Raw genomic sequence first — 21,801 nt, 5'->3', positions numbered from 1 at the left:
CCGCTGTAAATGGCCTCAGATGAGTAGACACTAAACAAAAATCGGGCAATACTGCGTGAGAATTTTCTCAAGGCAGGCATCGCCTGCTTCGTTAACGACAGGGTAGAAAGGTAGAAGTTATGATTCGCACGATGCTGCAGGGCAAACTCCACCGCGTGAAAGTGACTCATGCGGACCTGCACTATGAAGGTTCTTGCGCCATTGACCAGGATTTTCTTGACGCAGCAGGTATTCTCGAAAACGAAGCCATCGATATCTGGAATGTCACCAACGGCAAGCGTTTCTCCACCTACGCTATCGCGGCAGAACGCGGTTCGAGAATTATTTCTGTCAACGGTGCGGCGGCCCACTGCGCCAGCGTCGGTGATATTGTGATCATCGCCAGCTTCGTCACCATGCCGGATGAAGAAGCCCGTACCTGGCGGCCAAACGTCGCCTACTTTGAAGGCGACAACGAAATGAAACGTACCGCAAAAGCCATTCCGGTACAGGTTGCCTGAGTATTACCCCTGCGGCTGGTTACTCACCAGCCGCGACATTGTCTCCAGCGAATCCGTTCTTAAGATATAAAGCCGTTTTAACAACAATGGATTATCCCCCGGTTTAACTTTACCTTTCATGGTGGTCACCGCCAGATGAAACCCGGCTTCATTTGCCGCTTTAACCGCTTTATCATTAAATCCGCCAAACGGGTAAGAAAGATACAATACATGCGGATTAAATTGCGTCAGCGCCCGGCGTGAGCGTTCGAAATCAAACAGAATATTGTGCTCACTACGGCTGAGTAATATTGGTCGTCGATAACCATCAACCCGATGTAAAAAATGGGTATGTGACTGGAAATCAAAAACATCGCTGACATCACGTAGTTCAGAAATACTCATAAACTGTAATGACTGCGGATTCCATTTTTGTGGGTGACGTTTAATACGCGAGGTAATAATAAATGCCGTCGCCTTCATACCATATTGTTTCAGAACAGGATACGCATAGCGACTTACCGATTTTAAGCCATCATCAAAAGTCAGCACAACCGCGCGAGCTGGAAGATTTATCGAATTATGCAAATATCCTTCCAGTTGATACAAGGTTAACGTGGTATATCCCCTGTCGCGCAACCAGGTCATCTGGTTATTGAATGCACGTACCGACGTTGTGGTCGAAGTATGGCGAAAACGGGTATTCTCTTCATCGCGTAAAATATGATGGTAGGTCAATACAGGAATACCATTATCCTGCTGCGCATCTAACGCACTGATATAGGCCAGACGTTCGCCAATACGAATTTGATACCAGGTTTGATTCAGGCGATCTTTCAATTTATTAATAATGGGATAACGCAAATTATCGGCCAGCACGCCAAATGGTGCGCTGCCAGCATCAGGCGCGTTATATATCGGTGTATCTTTCCAGGTAATAAGATTTTGGTTGCTCAGTGGCTTATGCAAATCCCCCAGGCCATCTTCAACTTTTTGCCGCCCTTGTACCGGTTCCAGATGACCTTTATCAATATATCCCGTACCAAAACCAAAGTTGAATTCATAATAATCGGCTGCGGTTGGCATGACCGAAATAATCTGCCCGGCGCGAATGTTACCAACAGTTACCGTTTTGTCGCCAATTTTACCCCAGATAGCCGCATCCTGAGTGGTTTGCATATAACGCATGGGAAGCGCTGCGCCGGCACCAGATGAAACCAGCAGCAGTAGAAAAATAAACTTTTTAATCATGAGGAAACAACCAGGCGAGAAACAACGCCGTTAGTGTAGCAAAATCGGAATGCGATTTAATACTCGAACCAATTGTGCTTGAGCACAAAGGGGGGATTTTTTTGTTGCTGATGCCAGAGACTACTGACTTCAGGAGCCCCCAGTTCGACAATGCGATTGCGGAACTCTGCACTCGACATTGTTTCACGACAAGCAATCATCTGTTCAATTAACGGTAGCGTGATACCAGAAATCACTTCGCAACAGGAATGTTTGTGGCTTAATAAAGACGCAACGCGATAAGGCGCTGCGCCCGCGATATCCGTGAAAAAGATCACGCCATCGCCGGAATCCGTCCCATGCAGGGCATCACATAACATTCGGCTAAGCATATTGGCACTAAGACCACGCCAAAAATTCACTGCCCGGCACTGGATAAGTGCGCCATATTTTTTTTCCAGCGCATCCAGTATCTCTTGCGCCCGATCGTCGTGACAGGTAATGACCCAACCTAACATCGCTTTCCTCCTTAGCCGAAAATCAGTCTACCCTGACCATTGTTGATAAAGGGTGATAACCGTCAAAACTCCCCTCCCCCGCATCCGGAGGAGAGGAGATCAACTTAGCTACGCAAGCCGCGTCCGCGCTGAATCAGCGACCAGCAGATCAGATAAAACGCAATAATAAAGACAACCAGTACACCAAAGGTAGTGACCAGCGGCACATCATTAATGCCGAGGAAGCCGTAGCGGAAACCACTGATCATATAGACTATCGGGTTCAGGTGCGACAGCCCCTGCCAGAACGGCGGCAGTAAAGTCAGGGAGTAAAATACCCCGCCCAAATAAGTGAGTGGCGTTAACACAAAGGTCGGCACCAGGCTGATGTCATCAAACGTTTTGGCAAACACGCCGTTCAGCAGTCCGGCAAGAGAGAACAACACCGCCGTGAGCACCAGCGTTAAAGCAACAAATACCCACGAATGCACCTGAAACGGCACAAAGAATAGCGAAATAGCCGTCACCAGCATGCCAACAAGCAGTCCGCGCGCCACGCCACCGCCGACATATCCGGCAATAATGACGTGTGTTGGCACCGGCGCTACCAGCAATTCTTCAATATTACGCTGGAACTTGGCACCAAAAAATGATGATGCAACGTTAGCGTAGGCATTGGTGATCACCGACATCATGATCAGCCCCGGCACGATAAACTGCATATAACTAAAGCCATGCATATCGCCAATGCGCGAACCAATCAGGTTACCAAAGATAATAAAATAAAGGGTCATGGTGATGACCGGCGGCACCAGCGTTTGTATCCAGATACGCATAAAGCGATGGATCTCTTTCGCCCAGATGCTTTTTAGCGCCACCCAGTAAAGATGCATCATGCGCGATCTCCTTGTTTTTCATTAACCAGTGAAACAAACAACTCTTCCAGACGGTTGGCTTTGTTACGCATACTTAATACCTGCACGCCCTGCTCACTTAGCTGCGTGAATACGCTGTTAATCCCCTGCTCGCGCAACACTTCAACTTCAAGCGTAGCGGTATCCACCAGCCGATACTGGTAGCCATCGAGCTTCGGTAATGGACTTTTCGGCGCAAGATCGAGAATAAAGGTTTCCGATTTCAGCTTCGCCAATAGCGCCTTCATCGAAGTGTTCTCCACCAGTTCACCATGCTGAATAATGCCGATATTGCGACACAGCATTTCTGCTTCTTCCAGGTAGTGCGTGGTGAGAATGATCGTGGTGCCTTTGTCGTTTAAATCCTTCAAAAATCCCCACATTGAGCGGCGAAGTTCGATATCCACGCCTGCCGTTGGTTCATCCAGAATCAGCAGTTTAGGTTCATGCATTAACGCACGGGCGATCATTAAACGGCGTTTCATCCCACCAGATAACATACGCGCACGTTCGTTGCGTTTTCCCCACAAATCAAGCTGCTTAAGATACTTTTCGCTGCGGATATACGCTTCTTTGCGCTCTACACCGTAGTACCCCGCCTGATTCACCACAATTTGCTGCACGGTTTCAAACGGGTTGAAGTTAAATTCCTGCGGCACCAGTCCTAACTGGCGTTTGGCGTTCACGACATCTTTTTCAAGATCGTAGCCAAATACGCTGACCCGCCCGGAGGTTTTATTCACCAGCGAGCTAATAATACCGATGGTGGTCGATTTCCCGGCTCCGTTCGGCCCCAGAAGCGCATAAAAATCGCCGGCTTCGACCTGTAAATCTATTCCACGAAGCGCCTGAACGCCGCCTGGATAGGTTTTTTTAAGCTGTTGAAGTTCCAGTGCAATGGTCATAAATTTTTACTTACCTTACGTTCTTACACTTTATCTGTGGTTTAAATCGTCCCGGAGTTGCCCTATATTAGCCAAACGTAATTATTTGGTTACAGGTCGTTAACCTCCATGAAAGACATAGATACACTCATCAGCAATAATGCACTATGGTCAAAAATGCTGGTGGAAGAGGATCCCGGGTTTTTTGAGAAACTGGCACAAGCGCAAAAACCGCGCTTTCTATGGATTGGATGTTCCGACAGTCGCGTTCCTGCAGAACGTTTAACCGGTCTTGAGCCGGGCGAACTCTTTGTTCACCGTAATGTTGCCAACCTGGTCATTCACACCGATCTCAACTGCCTCTCCGTGGTGCAGTATGCAGTGGATGTTCTCGAAGTTGAACACATTATTATCTGTGGCCACTATGGTTGCGGTGGTGTGCAAGCCGCGGTTGAAAACCCGGAACTGGGGCTGATCAACAACTGGCTGCTGCACATCCGCGATATCTGGTTCAAACATAGCTCATTGCTTGGCGAAATGCCGCCAGAGCGCCGTCTGGATACCCTGTGCGAACTGAACGTAATGGAACAGGTATATAACCTGGGCCACTCCACCATTATGCAGTCAGCATGGAAACGCGGGCAGAAAGTGACCATCCACGGCTGGGCTTACGGCATTCACGACGGCTTGCTGCGCGATCTGGATGTTACAGCCACCAACCGCGAAACCCTGGAGCAACGTTATCGCCACGGGATTTCCAACCTCAAGCTAAAGCACATCAACCACAAATAAATTCGCCATGCCGGATGCAACACATCCGGCACATCCGCACTTACTCGTCCAGCAGCACCACTTTGCCGATATACGGCAGATGACGGTAACGCTGTGCGTAATCGATGCCGTAGCCAACCACAAACTCATCCGGAATAGAGAAACCGATAAATTCTACCGGTACGTTCACTTCACGGCGAGACGGTTTATCCAGCAGCGTACAAATCGCCAACGATTTCGGTTCGCGCAGGCTTAAGATTTCACGCACTTTCGACAGTGTATTACCCGAGTCGATGATATCTTCAACAATCAGCACATCCTTGCCGCGGATATCTTCATCCAGATCTTTGAGGATTTTCACATCACGGGTGGTGGACATGCCGCTACCGTAGCTGGAGGCGGTCATAAAATCGACTTCATGAGATACCTGAACTTCACGGCACAGGTCCGCCATAAACATAAATGAGCCACGCAGCAGGCCTACCAGCACCATATCGCTGCCGCTGTCTTTGTAACGCTCAGTAATCTGACGACCCAGTTCAGCGATACGCGCTTTAATCTCCGCTTCGGGGATCATTACTTCTACAGTATGTTTCATATCTCTAACCATATGATTTAAAAACAAATCACTTCGCACGGGCGGGTTTCAGCGCCGCAACAAAGCGCAAGACACGCAGTATACCAGCAAAACTATTCATTGGCGGAATCTGTTAATAAAGCTCAAATTGTGATGACGATCACACATGTTAAAACCTATAATTAATTGCTACTAAAATATTAATGAATTGAAATGATGTTTCTTTATGGCAATTAACAATACCGGCTCGCGACGCTTACTCGTGTCGCTAACCGCCCTTTTTGCAGCACTCTGCGGGCTATATCTTCTCATTGGCGGAGGCTGGTTGGTCGCGATTGGCGGCTCCTGGTACTACCCCATCGCTGGTCTGGTGATGCTTGGCGTCGCCTGGATGTTGTGGCGCAGTAAACGCGCAGCACTTTGGCTGTACGCCGCTCTGCTGCTCGGCACCATGATTTGGGGCGTCTGGGAGGTCGGTTTCGATTTCTGGGCACTCACTCCGCGCAGCGATATCCTGGTCTTCTTCGGTATCTGGCTGATCCTGCCGTTTGTCTGGCATCGCCTGGTCATTCCTGCCAGCGGCGCAGTTGCCGCACTGGTGGTCGCACTGTTGATTAGCGGTGGTATCCTCACCTGGGCCGGATTTCACGATCCGCAGGAAATCAACGGCACCTTAAGCGCTGATGCCACACCTGCCGAAGCTATCTCCCCCGTTGCCGATCAGGACTGGCCTGCCTATGGCCGCAATCAGGAAGGTCAACGCTATTCACCACTGAAGCAGATTAACGCCGATAACGTCCACAAGCTGAAAGAAGCCTGGGTGTTCCGCACAGGCGATGTGAAACAGCCGAACGATCCGGGCGAAATCACCAATGAAGTGACGCCGATTAAAGTAGGCGACACGCTTTACCTGTGTACCGCTCACCAGCGTCTGTTTGCGCTCGATGCCGCCAGCGGCAAAGAGAAATGGCATTACGATCCTGAGCTGAAAACCAACGAGTCTTTCCAGCATGTAACCTGCCGTGGCGTCTCTTACCATGAAGCCAAAGCAGAAACTGCTTCGCCGGAAGTGATGGCGGATTGCCCGCGTCGTATCATTCTTCCTGTGAATGATGGTCGCCTGATTGCAATTAACGCTGAAAACGGCAAGCTGTGCGAAACCTTCGCCAATAAAGGCGTGCTCAACCTGCAAAGCAACATGCCGGATACCAAACCGGGTCTGTATGAACCGACGTCGCCGCCGATTATCACCGATAAAACCATCGTGATGGCCGGTTCAGTCACCGATAACTTCTCAACCCGCGAAACGTCTGGCGTAATCCGTGGTTTTGATGTCAACACCGGTGAACTGCTGTGGGCTTTTGATCCGGGCGCGAAAGATCCGAACGCCATCCCATCAGACGAACACACCTTTACCTTTAACTCGCCAAACTCGTGGGCACCTGCGGCCTATGATGCGAAGCTGGATCTGGTGTATCTGCCGATGGGCGTGACCACGCCCGATATCTGGGGCGGTAACCGCACACCGGAACAGGAACGTTATGCCAGCTCGATTCTGGCACTGAATGCCACCACCGGGAAACTGGCGTGGAGTTACCAGACCGTTCACCACGACCTGTGGGATATGGATCTTCCGGCACAACCAACGCTGGCGGATATCACCGTTAACGGTGAAAAAGTGCCGGTCATTTACGCTCCTGCAAAAACTGGCAACATTTTTGTACTCGATCGTCGTAATGGCGAACTGGTCGTTCCGGCTCCGGAAAAACCGGTTCCACAAGGCGCAGCGAAAGGCGATTACGTTACTCCTACCCAACCGTTCTCTGAACTCAGCTTCCGTCCGACGAAAGATTTGAGCGGTGCGGATATGTGGGGTGCCACCATGTTTGACCAACTGGTGTGCCGCGTGATGTTCCACCAAATGCGCTATGAAGGCATTTTCACCCCACCATCTGAACAGGGTACTCTGGTCTTCCCGGGTAACCTGGGAATGTTCGAATGGGGCGGGATTTCCGTTGATCCGAATCGTGAAGTGGCAATTGCCAACCCAATGGCGCTACCGTTTGTGTCGAAACTGATCCCGCGTGGCCCGGGTAACCCGATGGAACAGCCGAAAGATGCCAAAGGCACAGGTACGGAATCCGGCATTCAGCCGCAATATGGCGTGCCGTATGGCGTAACGCTCAACCCGTTCCTTTCGCCGTTTGGTCTGCCGTGTAAACAGCCTGCCTGGGGATACATCTCGGCGCTGGATCTGAAAACCAATGAAGTGGTATGGAAGAAACGTATTGGTACGCCGCAGGACAGTATGCCGTTCCCGATGCCCGTTCCGGTGCCGTTCAATATGGGGATGCCAATGCTCGGCGGGCCAATCTCCACTGCGGGCAACGTGTTGTTTATTGCCGCTACGGCAGATAACTACCTGCGCGCTTACAACATGAGCAACGGTGAAAAATTGTGGCAGGGCCGTTTACCAGCAGGTGGTCAGGCAACGCCGATGACCTATGAAGTGAATGGTAAGCAATATGTGGTGATCTCCGCAGGCGGTCACGGTTCATTTGGTACGAAGATGGGCGACTATATTGTGGCTTATGCGTTACCGGATGATGTGAAGTAACCATAATGCCCGGAGAGATCCGGGCATATTCCCGAAGACGCTGTTTTTACACCGTAAACCCTAACATCATCCCCGTATCTTCATGCTCCAGCAGATGGCAGTGCGCCATATAAGCATGTTCTTTCGGTGCATCGTGATTAAACTTCACCAGCACCTCACTGACATTACCTTCCACCTTCACAGTATCTTTCCAGCCCGCGCGATGCACCGCTGGTGGTTGGCCATTTTCCGACAAGATACGGAACTGGGTGCCGTGAATATGGAACGGATGCAACATCATGTCGCCAACGCCAGAGATAATCCAACGTTCGAACTTCCCTTTCGCCGCCGCAAACATCGGCTTGTTCATATCGAAGGCCTGACCGTTGATTTTATTAGCATGGTGAAAATCGAACTTCCCGCCGTGGTTCATATGATTCATATTGCCGTGGCCCATGTGGCCCATCATCTGGCTGTGGTTCATTCCGCTCATTGCCTGATCGCCATATTTCTCCATTAACATCTGCATCCCCATCATATCGAGCATCGGATCCATAGAGAGTTGCAGTTTGCGTATCGTTAATCCGTCCAGCGAAGGTAACGCTGGCAGGCTACTCAAGGTATCCGGCAAAGCACCAGAGGCACTAATGGCAATCGGCTGAATACGCATTACCGGGTGCGGCTTGTCAAACGGTGCAATCGCCATTCCCATCTGGCTGACAGGCAGTGTCACCAGATCAAACGGTTTGTTGTCGTTAACCTCCACCAGCACTTCAAAACGCTCGCCCATCAGCACCGGAAGTTCACTCACCTTTACCGGTTCAGGCAACAGGCCACCATCGCTGGCGATCACATACAGTGGGCGATTATCACTGGTGGCAAAATTGAGCGAGCGGGCGTTACAGCCATTGAGCAAACGCAGCCGCAACCAGCCACGCGGCGCGGCATGTTGCGGGTAAATAGCGCCGTTGGTCAGCAACGTATCGCCAAACCAGCCCACGGCGGCGGTCATCACATCGAGTTGATAATCAATCTGCCCGTCGGCGTTAAATTTTTTATCCTGAACAATCACCGGGACATCATCGATCCCCCACTGTTTTGGCAGCATTAATTTCAGGATCTCATCGTCCTCAATCACCACCAGCCCAGCCAGCCCCATCGCCACCTGACGCCCGGTTTTTCCATGTTGATGCGGGTGGAACCAGCAGGTAGCGGCAGGCTGATCGACATTCAGCGTCACTGTGCGTTTACCGCCAGGCGGAATAATTCCCTGCGGGCCGCCGTCCACTTCCCCCGGCACTTCCAGACCGTGCCAGTGCAACGTCGTCTCTTCCGCCAGTTGGTTATAGATATCAACCGTCACGGCTTTTCCACGCTGTAACTTCACCGCAGGCCCCAATAAATTGCCGTTATAGCCCCAGGTGGTCGCCGTTTTTCCAGCAAAGGTGGACTGGCCTGTGCCAATGGTCAACTGAATGCGATTACGGGCATCGGTAGCGAGCAAATCAGGGATCGGTAATGTTGGGCGTTCAGCAGCAAAAACCGCGCGGCTCCATAGTGGTAAAGCAGAAGCCACGCCCAACGCGACGGAATATTTTAAGAAATCACGACGTTGCATAGATATTTCCTTATTCTCAAGCAGGCGAAACAAAATCAAACGTTGAGCATAGTCCTTCCCCTTACGGGAAGGTCAAGCCACAGACACAACTTAATCCACAATAATGGTCGTCGCCTCGCTCGCAGTGTGCTAACGTTTATCTTCTTTAAGCCCCTGGTAGAAGCAATGAAGACGTTTTTCAGAACAGTATTATTCGGCAGCCTGATGGCTGTATGCGCAAACAGTTACGCGCTCAGCGAGTCTGAAGCCGAAGATATGGCCGATTTAACGGCAGTTTTTGTTTTTCTGAAGAACGATTGCGGTTACCAGAACTTGCCTAACGGGCAGATTCGTCGCGCACTGGTCTTTTTTGCCCAGCAAAACCAGTGGGATCTCAGCAACTACGACAACTTCGACATGAAAGCCCTCGGTGAAGATAGCTACCGCGATCTGAGCGGTATCGGCATTCCCGTCGCTAAAAAGTGTAAAGCCCTGGCCCGCGATTCCTTAAGCCTGCTTGCCTACGTAAAATAATTCCTGATACCTTTTTGTAGAAACATTGACCGTGCATCCGCGGTCAATGTTAGCTATTATGTTGCGCCCTTTTTTTACGGGTGTTAACAAAGGAGGTATCAACCCATGGCCGAAAAAAAACTGTGGCATGAAACGCTACACGACCAGTTTGGGCAGTACTTTGCTATAGATAACGTTCTGTATCATGAAAAGACCGATCACCAGGATCTGATCATTTTTGAGAACGCCGCATTTGGTCGCGTAATGGCGCTGGATGGCGTAGTACAGACCACCGAGCGCGACGAATTTATCTATCATGAGATGATGACCCACGTTCCGCTGCTGGCTCACGGTCACGCTAAACACGTGTTAATCATTGGCGGCGGCGACGGCGCGATGTTACGTGAAGTAAGCCGACATAAAAACGTTGAGTCAATCACGATGGTGGAAATCGACGCGGGCGTAGTGTCTTTCTGCCGTCAGTATCTGCCTAACCATAACGCCGGTAGCTACGACGATCCCCGTTTTAAACTGGTGATCGACGATGGCGTCAATTTCGTGAATCAAACCAGCCAGACCTTTGATGTGATCATCTCCGACTGCACCGATCCCATCGGTCCCGGCGAAAGCCTGTTCACCTCAGCATTTTATGAAGGCTGCAAACGCTGCCTGAATCCTGGCGGGATTTTTGTCGCGCAAAACGGCGTCTGCTTTTTACAGCAGGAAGAAGCCATCGACAGCCATCGCAAACTCAGCCATTACTTCAGCGATGTTGGCTTTTATCAGGCGGCAATCCCGACCTATTACGGCGGCATCATGACCTTTGCATGGGCGACAGATAACGACGCCTTACGCCATCTCTCTACCGAAATTATTCAGGCACGTTTTCTCGCCTCTGGCCTGAAATGCCGTTATTACAACCCGGCAATCCACACGGCAGCGTTTGCCTTACCCCAGTATCTGCAAGACGCACTGGCTTCACAGGCGTCCTAAGGAGAAGATAAGAAATTGAAAAAACTGAAACTGCATGGCTTTAATAATCTGACCAAAAGTCTGAGTTTTTGTATTTACGATATCTGCTACGCCAAAACCGCCGAAGAGCGCGACGGTTATATCGCTTATATCGATGAACTCTATAATGCCAACCGTCTGACCGAAATCCTGTCAGAAACTTGTTCCATTATCGGGGCCAATATTCTTAACATCGCCCGCCAGGATTACGAACCACAAGGTGCCAGCGTCACTATTCTGGTGAGCGAAGAACCTGTCGACCCGAAACTTATCGACAAAACGGAACACCCCGGGCCGCTGCCAGAAGCCGTGGTTGCGCATCTCGATAAAAGTCATATTTGCGTACATACCTACCCGGAAAGCCATCCTGAAGGCGGTTTATGTACTTTCCGCGCCGACATAGAAGTCTCTACCTGCGGCGTGATTTCCCCGCTGAAGGCGTTGAATTACCTGATCCACCAGCTTGAATCCGATATCGTGACCATTGATTATCGCGTGCGCGGTTTTACCCGCGATATTAACGGTATGAAGCACTTTATCGACCATGAGATTAATTCGATTCAGAACTTTATGTCTGAAGATATAAAGGCGCTGTATGACATGGTGGATGTAAACGTCTATCAGGAAAATATCTTCCATACCAAGATGTTGCTTAAAGAGTTCGACCTTAAGCACTACATGTTCCACACCAAACCGGAAGATTTAACCGACAGCGAGCGCAAAGAGATTACCGCTGCGCTATGGAAAGAAATGCGCGAAATTTATTACGGGCGTAATATGCCTGCCGTTTAACAGCTCTGGCGGAGCACAAAGGCTCCGCCAGATTTACCTACTTCTGCTGTACGAAATTGCGGTACGCCGCCACCACCTGAAGAAAATCCTCAACGCCGCACAGCGACAGGCTTTCTTCGTCGTAGTAGTTCATCCCTTCTTCCATTTCGTCACCCGCAAATTCCAGTTGATTGGCGCGGATCATCACCTCCTCGCCATCCATCCACAGGGTGTATTCGTGCCCTGCCCGCTGCCAGGAACGTTCGCTACCTTTTAATGTGCGCGCGGCTTGTTCCACTTCATCAAGCAAGGCCAGGTTTTCTTTCACCTCTTCATTAAACCAGTGCCCGACCACTTCATGCCCCATGGACATGCGCACCTTTACCACTCCGGTAATATCGCGCAGAAATTCGTAATCCATAGTGTGTTCCTCTGCTCCCGGCAATGCGCCGAAATCGCATTGCGCCATTGATGTAATTATCGCAGCCTTACCAGAGAAAAACAGCGGAACGACGATGGTTTAGAGATAAAAATAGTGAAAAAAGCGTTCCAGCCACCATGGCCAGAATTTTTGTCATTTTCGACAGACATCTTCTTACCAGGGAAGAAGACAATCCAGTGCTACTCTGCGCACAAAACATAGATTAATAAAGAGGGTGAATTGTTTTATAATCAAAAATCCACCAGTCATCCGTAATCTTGCCATTATCATAAAGTTGAAGATCGCTACTTCCCTCTGCGTCGGTGGTTGTTATCACATCAGCATTTCGCTTCCAGTGTGATATAGGAGATTCAGTGCTCATGGTTAAAAGGTTTTCTTTCATCGGCTCACACTGTGCGCATCCCCTGACATTACCGTCCTCATAAAAACCCACTAATCCACCATTTGCGACAAACAAATATTGTAATTTTGCTGTCGCGGCAAAAGCGTTGCCGCATAGTAGAAAAAAGATAATTATAATAAACGCTTTTTTCATTCACTTTATCTCCATTAAGTGAAAAACTTCACCCTGTAATAACCAGCAGAAAACCAAATAAGATAAACACTATCAATATCTTATTTCGCCTATCAGAATTGAAATCGATTGATTTTTTAGCGAACATATTCATTTAAAACATAAAAATATAATTCACTAAAATGATAACGACATTATTATGATAATCGCTCTCTTACATGCAGGGAAACACTATCCTTAAGGAAAAGAGTGCGGGTTCTGAGAATTAACGTTATTGAGTTGCCCGTCAGATATTCCGGCAAAAAAAAGCCACTCCCCAAAAGAAGTGGCTCAGATTGCTGACAAAGTGCGCTTTGTTCTTGCCGGATGCGGCGTAAACGCCTTATCCGGCCTACAAAATAGTGCAAATTCAATAAATTGCAGAAACGTTGTAGGCCTGATAAGCGCAGCGCATCAGGCAATGTTGCGTTTATCATCAGTCTTAGCCACTTCCCAAAAGAAGTGGCTTTTCACAACAGGCTACTACCTTAAACCGCAGTCTGGAAAATCACCCCATCCGCTTTTTCGGTGTACTGAGAAAGCTGGTTGAAGTTCAGATAACGGTAAGTATCAACGGCTGTTTTATCTACCTGCGCAACGTAGGTCTGGTACTCTTCCGGCGTTGGCAGTTTGCCAAGAAGCGCTGCAACGGCTGCCAGTTCCGCAGAAGCCAGGAAGACGTTCGCGCCAGTACCCAGACGGTTCGGGAAGTTACGGGTAGAGGTGGAAACCACCGTCGCGCCGTCCGCCACACGCGCCTGGTTACCCATGCACAGTGAACAGCCCGGGATCTCGATACGCGCGCCGCTCTTACCGAAGACGCTGTAGTAGCCTTCTTCTGTCAGTTGCGCGGCGTCCATCCGGGTTGGCGGTGCTACCCACAGGCGGGTCGGCAACTGGCCTTTATGCGCATCCAGCAGTTTACCTGCTGCACGGAAGTGACCGATGTTGGTCATGCAAGAACCGATAAACACTTCGTCGATCTTCTCGCCCTGAACCGCTGACAGCGGACGTGCGTCGTCCGGATCGTTCGGTGCACAGAGGATTGGCTCTTTGATATCTGCCAGATCGATGTCGATCACTGCCGCGTATTCGGCATCAGCATCGGCTTCCAGCAGCTCAGGATCCGCCAACCATTTTTCCATGCCCTGAATACGACGTTCCAGGGTACGACGATCGCCGTAACCTTCCGCGATCATCCACTTCAGCAGGACAATGTTGGAGTTCAGGTATTCGATGATCGGCTCTTTATTCAGCTTGATGGTACAGCCCGCCGCGGAACGTTCAGCGGAAGCATCGGTCAACTCAAATGCCTGCTCAACTTTCAGATCCGGCAGGCCTTCAATTTCCAGAATGCGACCAGAGAAGATGTTTTTCTTACCTTTCTTCTCAACGGTCAGCAGACCTTGCTTGATTGCGTACAGCGGGATCGCGTGTACCAGATCGCGCAGGGTGATGCCCGGCTGCATTTTGCCTTTAAAGCGCACCAGAACGGATTCCGGCATATCCAGCGGCATGACGCCAGTCGCCGCAGCAAACGCGACCAGACCAGAACCTGCCGGGAAGGAGATACCGATCGGGAAACGGGTATGGGAGTCACCACCGGTGCCCACGGTATCCGGCAGCAGCATACGGTTCAACCAGGAGTGGATTACGCCATCACCTGGGCGCAGCGACACACCGCCACGGTTCATAATGAAGTCAGGCAGCGTATGGTGCGTGTTAACGTCAACCGGCTTCGGATACGCCGCTGTATGACAGAAAGACTGCATCACCAGGTCAGCCGAGAAGCCCAGGCACGCCAGGTCTTTCAGTTCATCACGGGTCATTGGGCCGGTAGTGTCCTGAGAGCCGACAGACGTCATTTTCGGTTCGCAGTAAGCGCCCGGACGAATGCCTTTCACGCCACAGGCGCGCCCCACCATTTTCTGTGCCAGCGAGAAGCCACGATCGCTTTCAGCGACATCTTTCGCCTGACGGAACACATCGCTCTGCGGCAGACCGAGCGCTTCACGCGCTTTGGTGGTCAGACCGCGACCGATAATCAGCGGAATACGACCGCCCGCCCGCACTTCATCAATCAGTACGTCGGTTTTTAGTTCAAAGGTCGCCAGCAGTTCACCGGTTTCGTGGTTACGCACTTCACCTTTGTACGGGTAAACGTCAATCACGTCGCCCATATTCAGGTTGGAAACGTCCACTTCAATTGGCAGTGCACCGGCATCTTCCATCGTGTTAAAGAAGATTGGCGCAATTTTGCCTCCGAGACACAGACCGCCGCCGCGTTTGTTCGGCACATGTGGAATATCGTCGCCCATAAACCACAGTACAGAGTTAGTGGCGGATTTACGCGAAGACCCCGTACCCACAACGTCACCCACATAAGCCAGCGGGAAACCTTTCTGTTGCAGGGCTTCGATCTGCTTGATCGGGCCAACAACACCGGGTTGATCTGGCTCGATCCCTTCGCGGGCGTTTTTCAGCATCGCCAGCGCGTGCAGCGGGATATCCGGGCGTGACCACGCATCCGGTGCCGGAGAGAGGTCATCAGTGTTGGTTTCGCCGGTGACCTTGAAGACGGTAACGGTCAGTTTTTCAGCCAGTGCCGGGCGATTCAGGAACCATTCAGCATCCGCCCAGGACTGCATAACCTGCTTCGCGTATTTGTTACCTGCTTTGGCTTTCTCTTCTACGTCATAGAAGTTATCGAACATCAGCAGCGTGTGGGACAGTGCTTTAGCAGCGATCGGTGCCAGTTTGGCATCGTCCAGCGCGTCGATCAGCGGATGAATGTTGTAACCACCCTGCATGGTGCCCAGCAGTTCAATGGCTTTTTCCGGAGTCAGCAGCGGAGATTTGGCTTCACCTTTTGCGACGGCGGCCAGGAAGCCTGCTTTTACATAGGCTGCTTCATCGACGCCAGGGGGAACACGGTTGGTTAACAGATCTAACAGGAATTCTTCTTCGCCCGCGGGCGGGTTTTTCAGCAGCTCTACGAGCGCGGCCATTTGGTTTGCATCCAGGGGTTTGGGCGCAATCCCCTCAGCGGCACGCTCAGCTACGTGCTTACGGTATTCTTCTAGCACGACGGTTCTCCTCGCTCTCATTGTCATAGTGCGGCAGGCGATTCTCTTCACGCTCCTGTGAGACAGCAGTTTGTAGGGTAAATGCCCAGTACCGCAACGGGCAGAATAGCAGGATTTTGACGATGTGTTAATCTGTTTACAAAAAAGCAACATAAAAAAGTGGCTGAATCGTTAAGGATAGTCTAGAGATTGTTTCCCTCCGAAAAACCTGTTAATTCGCATTGTGATAATCACCCTTCTCAACAAATCCCAACATTAGTCAAAATTTAAACTACCGCCTCTTTATACTCGTGCCTACAGCACCTGCGGGTGGCAGTTCGTCGACCATTGCGATTTCCTTGAGATCAGGACTATGAAAATTACTTTGCCGTTTAAACCCCATGTGCTGGCGCTAATTTGCAGCGCCGGGCTATGTGCCGCTTCCGGTACGTTGTATGTGAAAAGTCGCACGGTGGAAGCCCCCGTAGTAGCGCAATCAACACAACAGCCTGCGCCTGACGTCGCTGCGGTTACGCTTCCTGCAACAGTTTCCATGCCCCCGGTAACGCCTGCCGTCGTCAAATCTGCCTTCAGTACTGCGCAAATCGATCAATGGCTCGCACCTGTCGCGCTGTACCCCGATGCACTGCTTTCGCAAGTGCTGATGGCATCGACCTATCCGGCAAATGTCGCCCAGGCCGTGCAGTGGTCGCACGATAACCCGCTCAAACAAGGCGATGCGGCTATTCAGGCAGTATCCGGTCAGCCGTGGGATGCCAGCGTCAAATCACTGGTGGCTTTTCCGCAATTGATGGCGTTGATGGGTGAAAACCCGCAGTGGGTACAAAATCTTGGCGATGCGTTTCTGGCGCAGCCGCAGGATGTGATGGACTCGGTACAACGTTTGCGGCAACTGGCGCAACAAACCGGGTCACTGAAGTCATCAACTGAACAGAAAGTTATTACGACCACGAAGCAAGCCGTACCGCTAAAACAGACTGTCACGGCTCCTGTCACACAATACAATACCGTTTCAACATCCAGCCCCGTCGTCGCAGAACCTGCGCCGACCGTAATAACCATTGAGTCAGCCAATCCGGATGTAGTTTATATTCCCAACTACAACCCAACCGTGGTTTACGGGAACTGGGCCAATACCGCGTATCCGCCGGTTTACCTGCCGCCACCAGCCGGAGAACCGTTTGTTGACAGCTTCGTGCGCGGATTCGGCTACAGCATGGGCGTTGCCACCACATACGCGTTATTCAGCAGCATCGACTGGGATGACGACGATCATGACCACCATCACCACGACAACGATGATTATCATCACCACGACGGTGGTCATCGTGACGGCAACGGCTGGCAACACAACGGCGACAACATCAACATCGACGTCAACAATTTCAACCGTATCACCGGTGAGCATCTTACGGATAAGAATATGGCATGGCGGCACAATCCGAATTACCGCGATGGTGTGCCTTATCATGATCAGGATATGACTAAGCGATTTCATCAAACCGATGTCAAAAGCGGTATGAGCGCCACACAACTACCCGCACCGTCGCGCGACAACCAGCGCCAGGCGGCTGCAAGTCAGTTTCAGCAACGAACACATGCTGCACCAGTCACTACGCGCGACACCCAACGTCAGGCTGCGGCACAGCGGTTTAATGAGGCGGAACACGATGGGAGTTATGACGACTTCCGCGAGTTCAGCCGTCACCAGCCACTGACCCGGCAGCAAAAGGACACCGCTCGCCAGCGTTATCAATCGGCCTCTCCTGAGCAGCGCCAGGCAGTCCGCGAGAAAATGCAAACCAGCCCGCAGAATCAGCAGCGAAGAGAGACGGCACGTCAGCATATTCAGTCCACTACTCCCGAACAGCGCCAGGTATTTAAAGAAAAAGTACAGCAGCGCCCGCAGAACCAACAACAGCGTGATAACGCCCGCCAGCGTATTCAATCGGCATCACCAGAACAGCGGCAGGTCGCACGCGCGAGAATTCAGGAGAGTCACCCGCAGCGTTTAAACGACAATAACCGTCCGGCCAGACTGAATAACGAACAACGGTCAGCGGTACGCGAACGGTTGTCTGAGCGTGGAGCAAGACGACTGGAAAGGTAAATTACAGGCATAAAAAAAGCGGCGCTGTTAGCCGCTTAAGACTGATGACAAACATCGAATTGCCCGATGCGCAAGCTTATCGGGCCTACACGGAACCTGCAATATATTGAATTTGCATGATTTTGTAGGCCGAATAAGGCGTTTACGCCGCATCCGGCGTAAACAACCAGCACTTTGCCAACAATCTGAAGCGTCAGAATAGCCGCTTCTTAATTTACCGGATGCCCCGGCACAAGAAAAATTACTTCTTCTTCGCTTTCGGGTTCGGCAGGTCGGTAATGCTACCTTCGAACACTTCTGCCGCCAGGCCCACAGACTCGTGCAGAGTCGGGTGCGCGTGGATGGTCAGCGCGATGTCTTCAGCGTCGCAACCCATTTCGATTGCCAGACCGATTTCACCCAACAGCTCGCCGCCGTTAGTACCGACAATCGCACCACCGATCACACGATGAGACTCTTTGTCGAAAATCAGCTTGGTCATACCGTCCGCGCAGTCAGAAGCGATCGCACGACCAGAAGCAGCCCACGGGAAGGTGGCAGTTTCGTAGCTGATGCCTTTCTCTTTCGCTTCTTTCTCGGTCAAACCCACCCATGCAACTTCTGGTTCGGTATAGGCAATAGACGGAATAACTTTCGGATCGAAGTAGTGTTTTTTACCGGCGATAACTTCAGCGGCAACGTGACCTTCGTGAACACCTTTGTGTGCCAGCATCGGCTGACCGACGATATCACCGATAGCAAAGATGTGTGGTACGTTGGTACGCAGTTGTTTGTCAACGCGGATGAAGCCACGGTCGTCCACTTCCACGCCTGCTTTGCCTGCGTCGAGGTTTTTACCGTTCGGCACACGACCAATCGCCACCAGCACGGCGTCGTAACGCTGTGGTTCAGCCGGTGCTTTTTTGCCTTCCATCGTCACGTAGATACCGTCTTCTTTTGCTTCAACGGCAGTGACTTTGGTTTCCAGCATCAGGTTGAATTTCTTGCTGATACGCTTGGTGAAGACTTTAACGATGTCTTTATCTGCTGCCGGGATAACCTGGTCGAACATTTCAACCACGTCAATCTGTGAACCCAGCGCGTGGTATACCGTCCCCATTTCCAGACCGATGATACCGCCACCCATAACCAGCAGGCGTTCTGGCACTTCTTTCAATTCCAGAGCGTCAGTGGAGTCCCAGATACGCGGATCTTCATGCGGAATAAACGGCAGTTGGATCGGGCGAGAACCCGCCGCGATGATCGCATTGTCGAAGTTGATCACAGTCTTACCGTTCTCACCTTCAACTTCCAGGGTGTTCGCCCCGGTGAATTTACCCAGACCGTTGACCACTTTCACTTTACGGCCTTTCGCCATACCAGCCAGACCGCCGGTCAGTTGAGTGATAACTTTCTCTTTCCAGGTACGAATCTTGTCGATATCGGTTTTCGGCTCACCGAAAACGATACCGTGTTCAGCCAGTGCTTTGGCTTCTTCGATAACTTTTGCTACGTGCAGCAGTGCTTTAGAAGGGATACAGCCGACGTTCAGGCAAACACCGCCGAGGGTGTTGTAGCGTTCTACGATTACGGTTTCCAGACCTAAATCAGCGCAGCGGAAGGCAGCGGAGTAACCTGCGGGGCCTGCCCCAAGTACCACGACCTGAGTTTTGATTTCAGTACTCATCATGACCTCTATATATTTATCTCCGGCGGGTCTGACGTTTTTTTTATGACGCCCATTATCCACCGGGTCGTTCTATCCGTCGGTATTTTACAAAATTGTTAACAATTTTTAAACAACAAACGGCAACCGATTTGTCTATTACCTGATAACCTCAATATATTCATAAGATTACCAGAAAAAAGCCGGCCGTTGGGCCGGCTCTTTTATTTACATCACCAGACGGCGAATGTCAGACAGCGTGTTGTTAATGATGGTAATGAAACGCGCACCATCAGCACCGTCGATCACGCGGTGGTCAAAGGAGAGAGAAATCGGCAGCATCAGACGCGGCACGAACTCTTTACCATTCCACACAGGTTCCATCGCGGACTTGGAAACGCCGAGGATAGCCACTTCCGGTGCGTTCACAATCGGCGCGAAGTGGGTAGTACCCAGGCCGCCGATACTGGAGATGGTGAAGCAACCACCCTGCATTTCGCCCGCAGTCAGCTTACCGTCACGCGCTTTCTTGGAAATGGTCATCAGCTCGCGAGACAGCTCGATGATGCCTTTCTTGTTGACGTCTTTGAATACCGGAACAACCAGACCGTTCGGAGTATCCACCGCCACACCGATGTTGATGTATTTCTTCAGGGTCAGACGCTGACCGTCTTCCGACAGAGAACTGTTGAAGCGAGGCATCTGCTCAAGTGCCGCAGCAACGGCTTTCATGATGAAGACAACCGGGGTGATCTTCACATCCAGCTTACGTTTCGCAGCTTCTTCGTTCTGCTGTTTACGGAACGCTTCCAGCTCGGTGATATCGGTTTTGTCGAAGTGGGTAACGTGCGGGATCATCACCCAGTTACGGCTCAGGTTAGCACCAGAGATTTTCTGAATGCGACCCAGTTCCACTTCTTCGATTTCACCAAACTTGCTGAAGTCCACCTTCGGCCACGGCAACATGCCTGGGATACCGCCGCCAGTCGCTGCCGGAGCCGCTTCTGCACGTTTGATGGCTTCTTTCACATAAGCCTGAACGTCTTCGCGCAGGATACGACCTTTACGGCCAGTGCCCTTCACTTTCGCCAGGTTAACGCCGAACTCGCGAGCCAGACGGCGGATCAGCGGAGTCGCGTGAACATAAGCGTCGTTTTCAGCAAATTCAGATTTGCCTTCCGCTTTTGCAGCCGGTGCTGCTGCCGGAGCTTCAGCTTTTGCAGCCGGGGCCGGAGCAGCCGCTTCCTGTTTCGCCGGAGCTGCCGCAGGCGCTGCGCCTTCAACTTCGAAGATCATAATCAGCGAGCCAGTTTTCACTTTGTCGCCAACATTCACTTTCAGTTCTTTCACCACGCCCGCGAACGGAGCCGGAACTTCCATAGAAGCTTTGTCGCCTTCTACGGTGATCAGTGACTGCTCAGCGGTAACTTTGTCGCCCACTTTCACCATCACTTCGGTCACTTCAACTTCGTCACCGCCGATATCCGGAACGTTAACTTCTTTCACGCCAGTCGCTGCCGCAGGTGCCGGAGCCGCTTCCTGTTTTGCCGCCGGAGCCGGAGCTGCCGCGCTGGCTGCCCCCGCAACTTCGAAGACCATAATCAGTGAGCCGGTAGACACTTTGTCGCCAACGTTCACTTTGATCTCTTTCACGATGCCCGCAAACGGAGCCGGAACTTCCATAGAAGCCTTGTCGCCTTCTACGGTGATCAGCGACTGTTCAGCTTCAACTTTGTCGCCCACTTTCACCAGGATTTCGGTCACTTCAACTTCGTCGCTGCCGATATCCGGAACGTTAACGTCTTTTGCCGCCGCAGCCGCTGGTGCTGCTGCCGGAGCTGCTTCTTTCTTCTCTTCTGCCTGAGCAGGTGCAGCGTCTGCTGCACCGTCGGCGGAATCGAAAATCATAATCAGTGCGCCGGTCTGGGTTTTATCGCCAACAGAGACTTTGATCTCTTTAACGATACCCGCCTGCGGAGACGGAACTTCCATAGAGGCTTTGTCGCCTTCTACGGTGATCAGCGACTGTTCGGCTTCAACTTTGTCGCCCACTTTGACCAGGATCTCGGTGATTTCAACTTCATCAGCCCCGATGTCCGGTACTTTGATTTCGATAGCCATTATT

General features: G+C 51.2%; 18 protein-coding genes. 7 read left to right on the top strand and 11 right to left on the bottom strand.

What is annotated here, in order from left to right; all coding sequences use genetic code 11:
- The first annotated feature begins 119 nt into the window (after positions 1-119).
- A complete protein-coding gene (panD, locus tag A31E_RS00415; RefSeq protein WP_000621515.1) occupies positions 120-500 on the top strand; it encodes an aspartate 1-decarboxylase in 381 nt (126 codons plus the stop codon).
- A 3-nt stretch (positions 501-503) separates the two neighbouring features.
- Here the strand turns inward: panD and A31E_RS00420 are convergent, their stop codons facing one another.
- From A31E_RS00420 to A31E_RS00435, 4 genes are all read right to left on the bottom strand, one after another.
- Positions 504-1,730, bottom strand: a complete 1,227-nt coding sequence (locus A31E_RS00420) for a polysaccharide deacetylase family protein (RefSeq protein WP_001517754.1) — start codon at positions 1,728-1,730, stop codon at positions 504-506.
- Between the two features lie 56 nt (positions 1,731-1,786).
- On the bottom strand, positions 1,787-2,227 hold the full coding sequence (locus A31E_RS00425) for a PTS sugar transporter subunit IIA (protein ID WP_000901999.1): 441 nt from the start codon (positions 2,225-2,227) through the stop codon (positions 1,787-1,789).
- 104 nt (positions 2,228-2,331) lie between these two features.
- Positions 2,332-3,102, bottom strand: a complete 771-nt coding sequence (locus A31E_RS00430; protein WP_000972195.1) for an ABC transporter permease — start codon at positions 3,100-3,102, stop codon at positions 2,332-2,334.
- Positions 3,099-4,025, bottom strand: a complete 927-nt coding sequence (locus A31E_RS00435) for an ABC transporter ATP-binding protein (RefSeq protein WP_000150640.1) — start codon at positions 4,023-4,025, stop codon at positions 3,099-3,101. Before A31E_RS00435 ends, A31E_RS00430 begins: the two co-directional genes overlap by 4 nt.
- Before the next feature lie 108 nt (positions 4,026-4,133).
- On the opposite strand from A31E_RS00435, the gene can reads away from it, so the two are divergent.
- The gene (gene can, locus A31E_RS00440) at positions 4,134-4,796 is read left to right on the top strand and encodes a carbonate dehydratase (RefSeq protein WP_000651596.1); all 663 of its coding nucleotides are present in this window, start codon (positions 4,134-4,136) and stop codon (positions 4,794-4,796) included.
- Positions 4,797-4,836: 40 nt separating this feature from the next.
- Here can and hpt read toward each other — a convergent pair whose 3' ends face one another.
- Positions 4,837-5,373: a hypoxanthine phosphoribosyltransferase gene (gene hpt / locus A31E_RS00445; RefSeq protein ID WP_000683336.1), complete on the bottom strand. Its 537-nt coding sequence runs from the start codon at positions 5,371-5,373 to the stop codon at positions 4,837-4,839.
- Positions 5,374-5,578: 205 nt separating this feature from the next.
- On the opposite strand from hpt, the gene gcd reads away from it, so the two are divergent.
- On the top strand, positions 5,579-7,969 hold the full coding sequence (gene gcd, locus A31E_RS00450; protein WP_001517753.1) for a quinoprotein glucose dehydrogenase: 2,391 nt from the start codon (positions 5,579-5,581) through the stop codon (positions 7,967-7,969).
- A 46-nt stretch (positions 7,970-8,015) separates the two neighbouring features.
- On the opposite strand, the gene cueO is transcribed toward gcd, so the two are convergent.
- The gene (gene cueO, locus A31E_RS00455; protein WP_016249616.1) at positions 8,016-9,566 is read right to left on the bottom strand and encodes a multicopper oxidase CueO; all 1,551 of its coding nucleotides are present in this window, start codon (positions 9,564-9,566) and stop codon (positions 8,016-8,018) included.
- A 165-nt stretch (positions 9,567-9,731) separates the two neighbouring features.
- Here cueO and A31E_RS00460 point away from each other — a divergent pair, with 165 nt between their 5' ends.
- The 3 genes from A31E_RS00460 (at position 9,732) to speD (ending at position 11,861) form a co-directional block, all read left to right on the top strand.
- Positions 9,732-10,079: a YacC family pilotin-like protein gene (locus A31E_RS00460; protein WP_000846616.1), complete on the top strand. Its 348-nt coding sequence runs from the start codon at positions 9,732-9,734 to the stop codon at positions 10,077-10,079.
- Between the two features lie 105 nt (positions 10,080-10,184).
- Complete coding sequence (gene speE / locus A31E_RS00465; RefSeq protein WP_016249615.1) at positions 10,185-11,051, top strand: polyamine aminopropyltransferase; 867 nt, start codon at positions 10,185-10,187, stop codon at positions 11,049-11,051.
- A gap of 15 nt (positions 11,052-11,066) precedes the next feature.
- Positions 11,067-11,861 (top strand): adenosylmethionine decarboxylase, encoded by a 795-nt coding sequence (gene speD / locus A31E_RS00470; RefSeq protein WP_000734282.1) that lies wholly within the window; start codon positions 11,067-11,069, stop codon positions 11,859-11,861.
- Positions 11,862-11,898: 37 nt separating this feature from the next.
- On the opposite strand, the gene yacL is transcribed toward speD, so the two are convergent.
- From yacL to acnB, 3 genes are all read right to left on the bottom strand, one after another.
- On the bottom strand, positions 11,899-12,261 hold the full coding sequence (gene yacL / locus A31E_RS00475; protein ID WP_001517750.1) for a protein YacL: 363 nt from the start codon (positions 12,259-12,261) through the stop codon (positions 11,899-11,901).
- Between the two features lie 223 nt (positions 12,262-12,484).
- Complete coding sequence (locus tag A31E_RS00480) at positions 12,485-12,817, bottom strand: hypothetical protein (protein ID WP_000708862.1); 333 nt, start codon at positions 12,815-12,817, stop codon at positions 12,485-12,487.
- Between the two features lie 506 nt (positions 12,818-13,323).
- Positions 13,324-15,921 carry a bifunctional aconitate hydratase 2/2-methylisocitrate dehydratase gene (gene acnB / locus A31E_RS00485; RefSeq protein ID WP_001517749.1) on the bottom strand — a complete coding sequence of 866 codons (2,598 nt, stop codon included), beginning with the start codon at positions 15,919-15,921 and terminating at the stop codon, positions 13,324-13,326.
- 352 nt (positions 15,922-16,273) lie between these two features.
- Between acnB and A31E_RS00490 the strand changes: the two genes are divergently transcribed.
- Positions 16,274-18,031 carry a DUF3300 domain-containing protein gene (locus A31E_RS00490; protein WP_016249614.1) on the top strand — a complete coding sequence of 586 codons (1,758 nt, stop codon included), beginning with the start codon at positions 16,274-16,276 and terminating at the stop codon, positions 18,029-18,031.
- Positions 18,032-18,272: 241 nt separating this feature from the next.
- Here A31E_RS00490 and lpdA read toward each other — a convergent pair whose 3' ends face one another.
- Both lpdA and aceF read right to left on the bottom strand, forming a co-directional pair.
- Positions 18,273-19,697, bottom strand: a complete 1,425-nt coding sequence (lpdA, locus tag A31E_RS00495) for a dihydrolipoyl dehydrogenase (protein WP_000102487.1) — start codon at positions 19,695-19,697, stop codon at positions 18,273-18,275.
- Positions 19,698-19,904: 207 nt separating this feature from the next.
- Positions 19,905-21,797: a pyruvate dehydrogenase complex dihydrolipoyllysine-residue acetyltransferase gene (gene aceF, locus A31E_RS00500; protein ID WP_000963495.1), complete on the bottom strand. Its 1,893-nt coding sequence runs from the start codon at positions 21,795-21,797 to the stop codon at positions 19,905-19,907.
- Positions 21,798-21,801 lie beyond the last annotated feature (4 nt).

This window comes from Escherichia sp. KTE159, from assembly GCF_000408805.1.
GTDB lineage: Bacteria > Pseudomonadota > Gammaproteobacteria > Enterobacterales > Enterobacteriaceae > Escherichia > Escherichia marmotae.
Note: the sequence above shows the minus strand (reverse complement) of the source record. Positions and strands in the feature narration are given on the sequence as shown.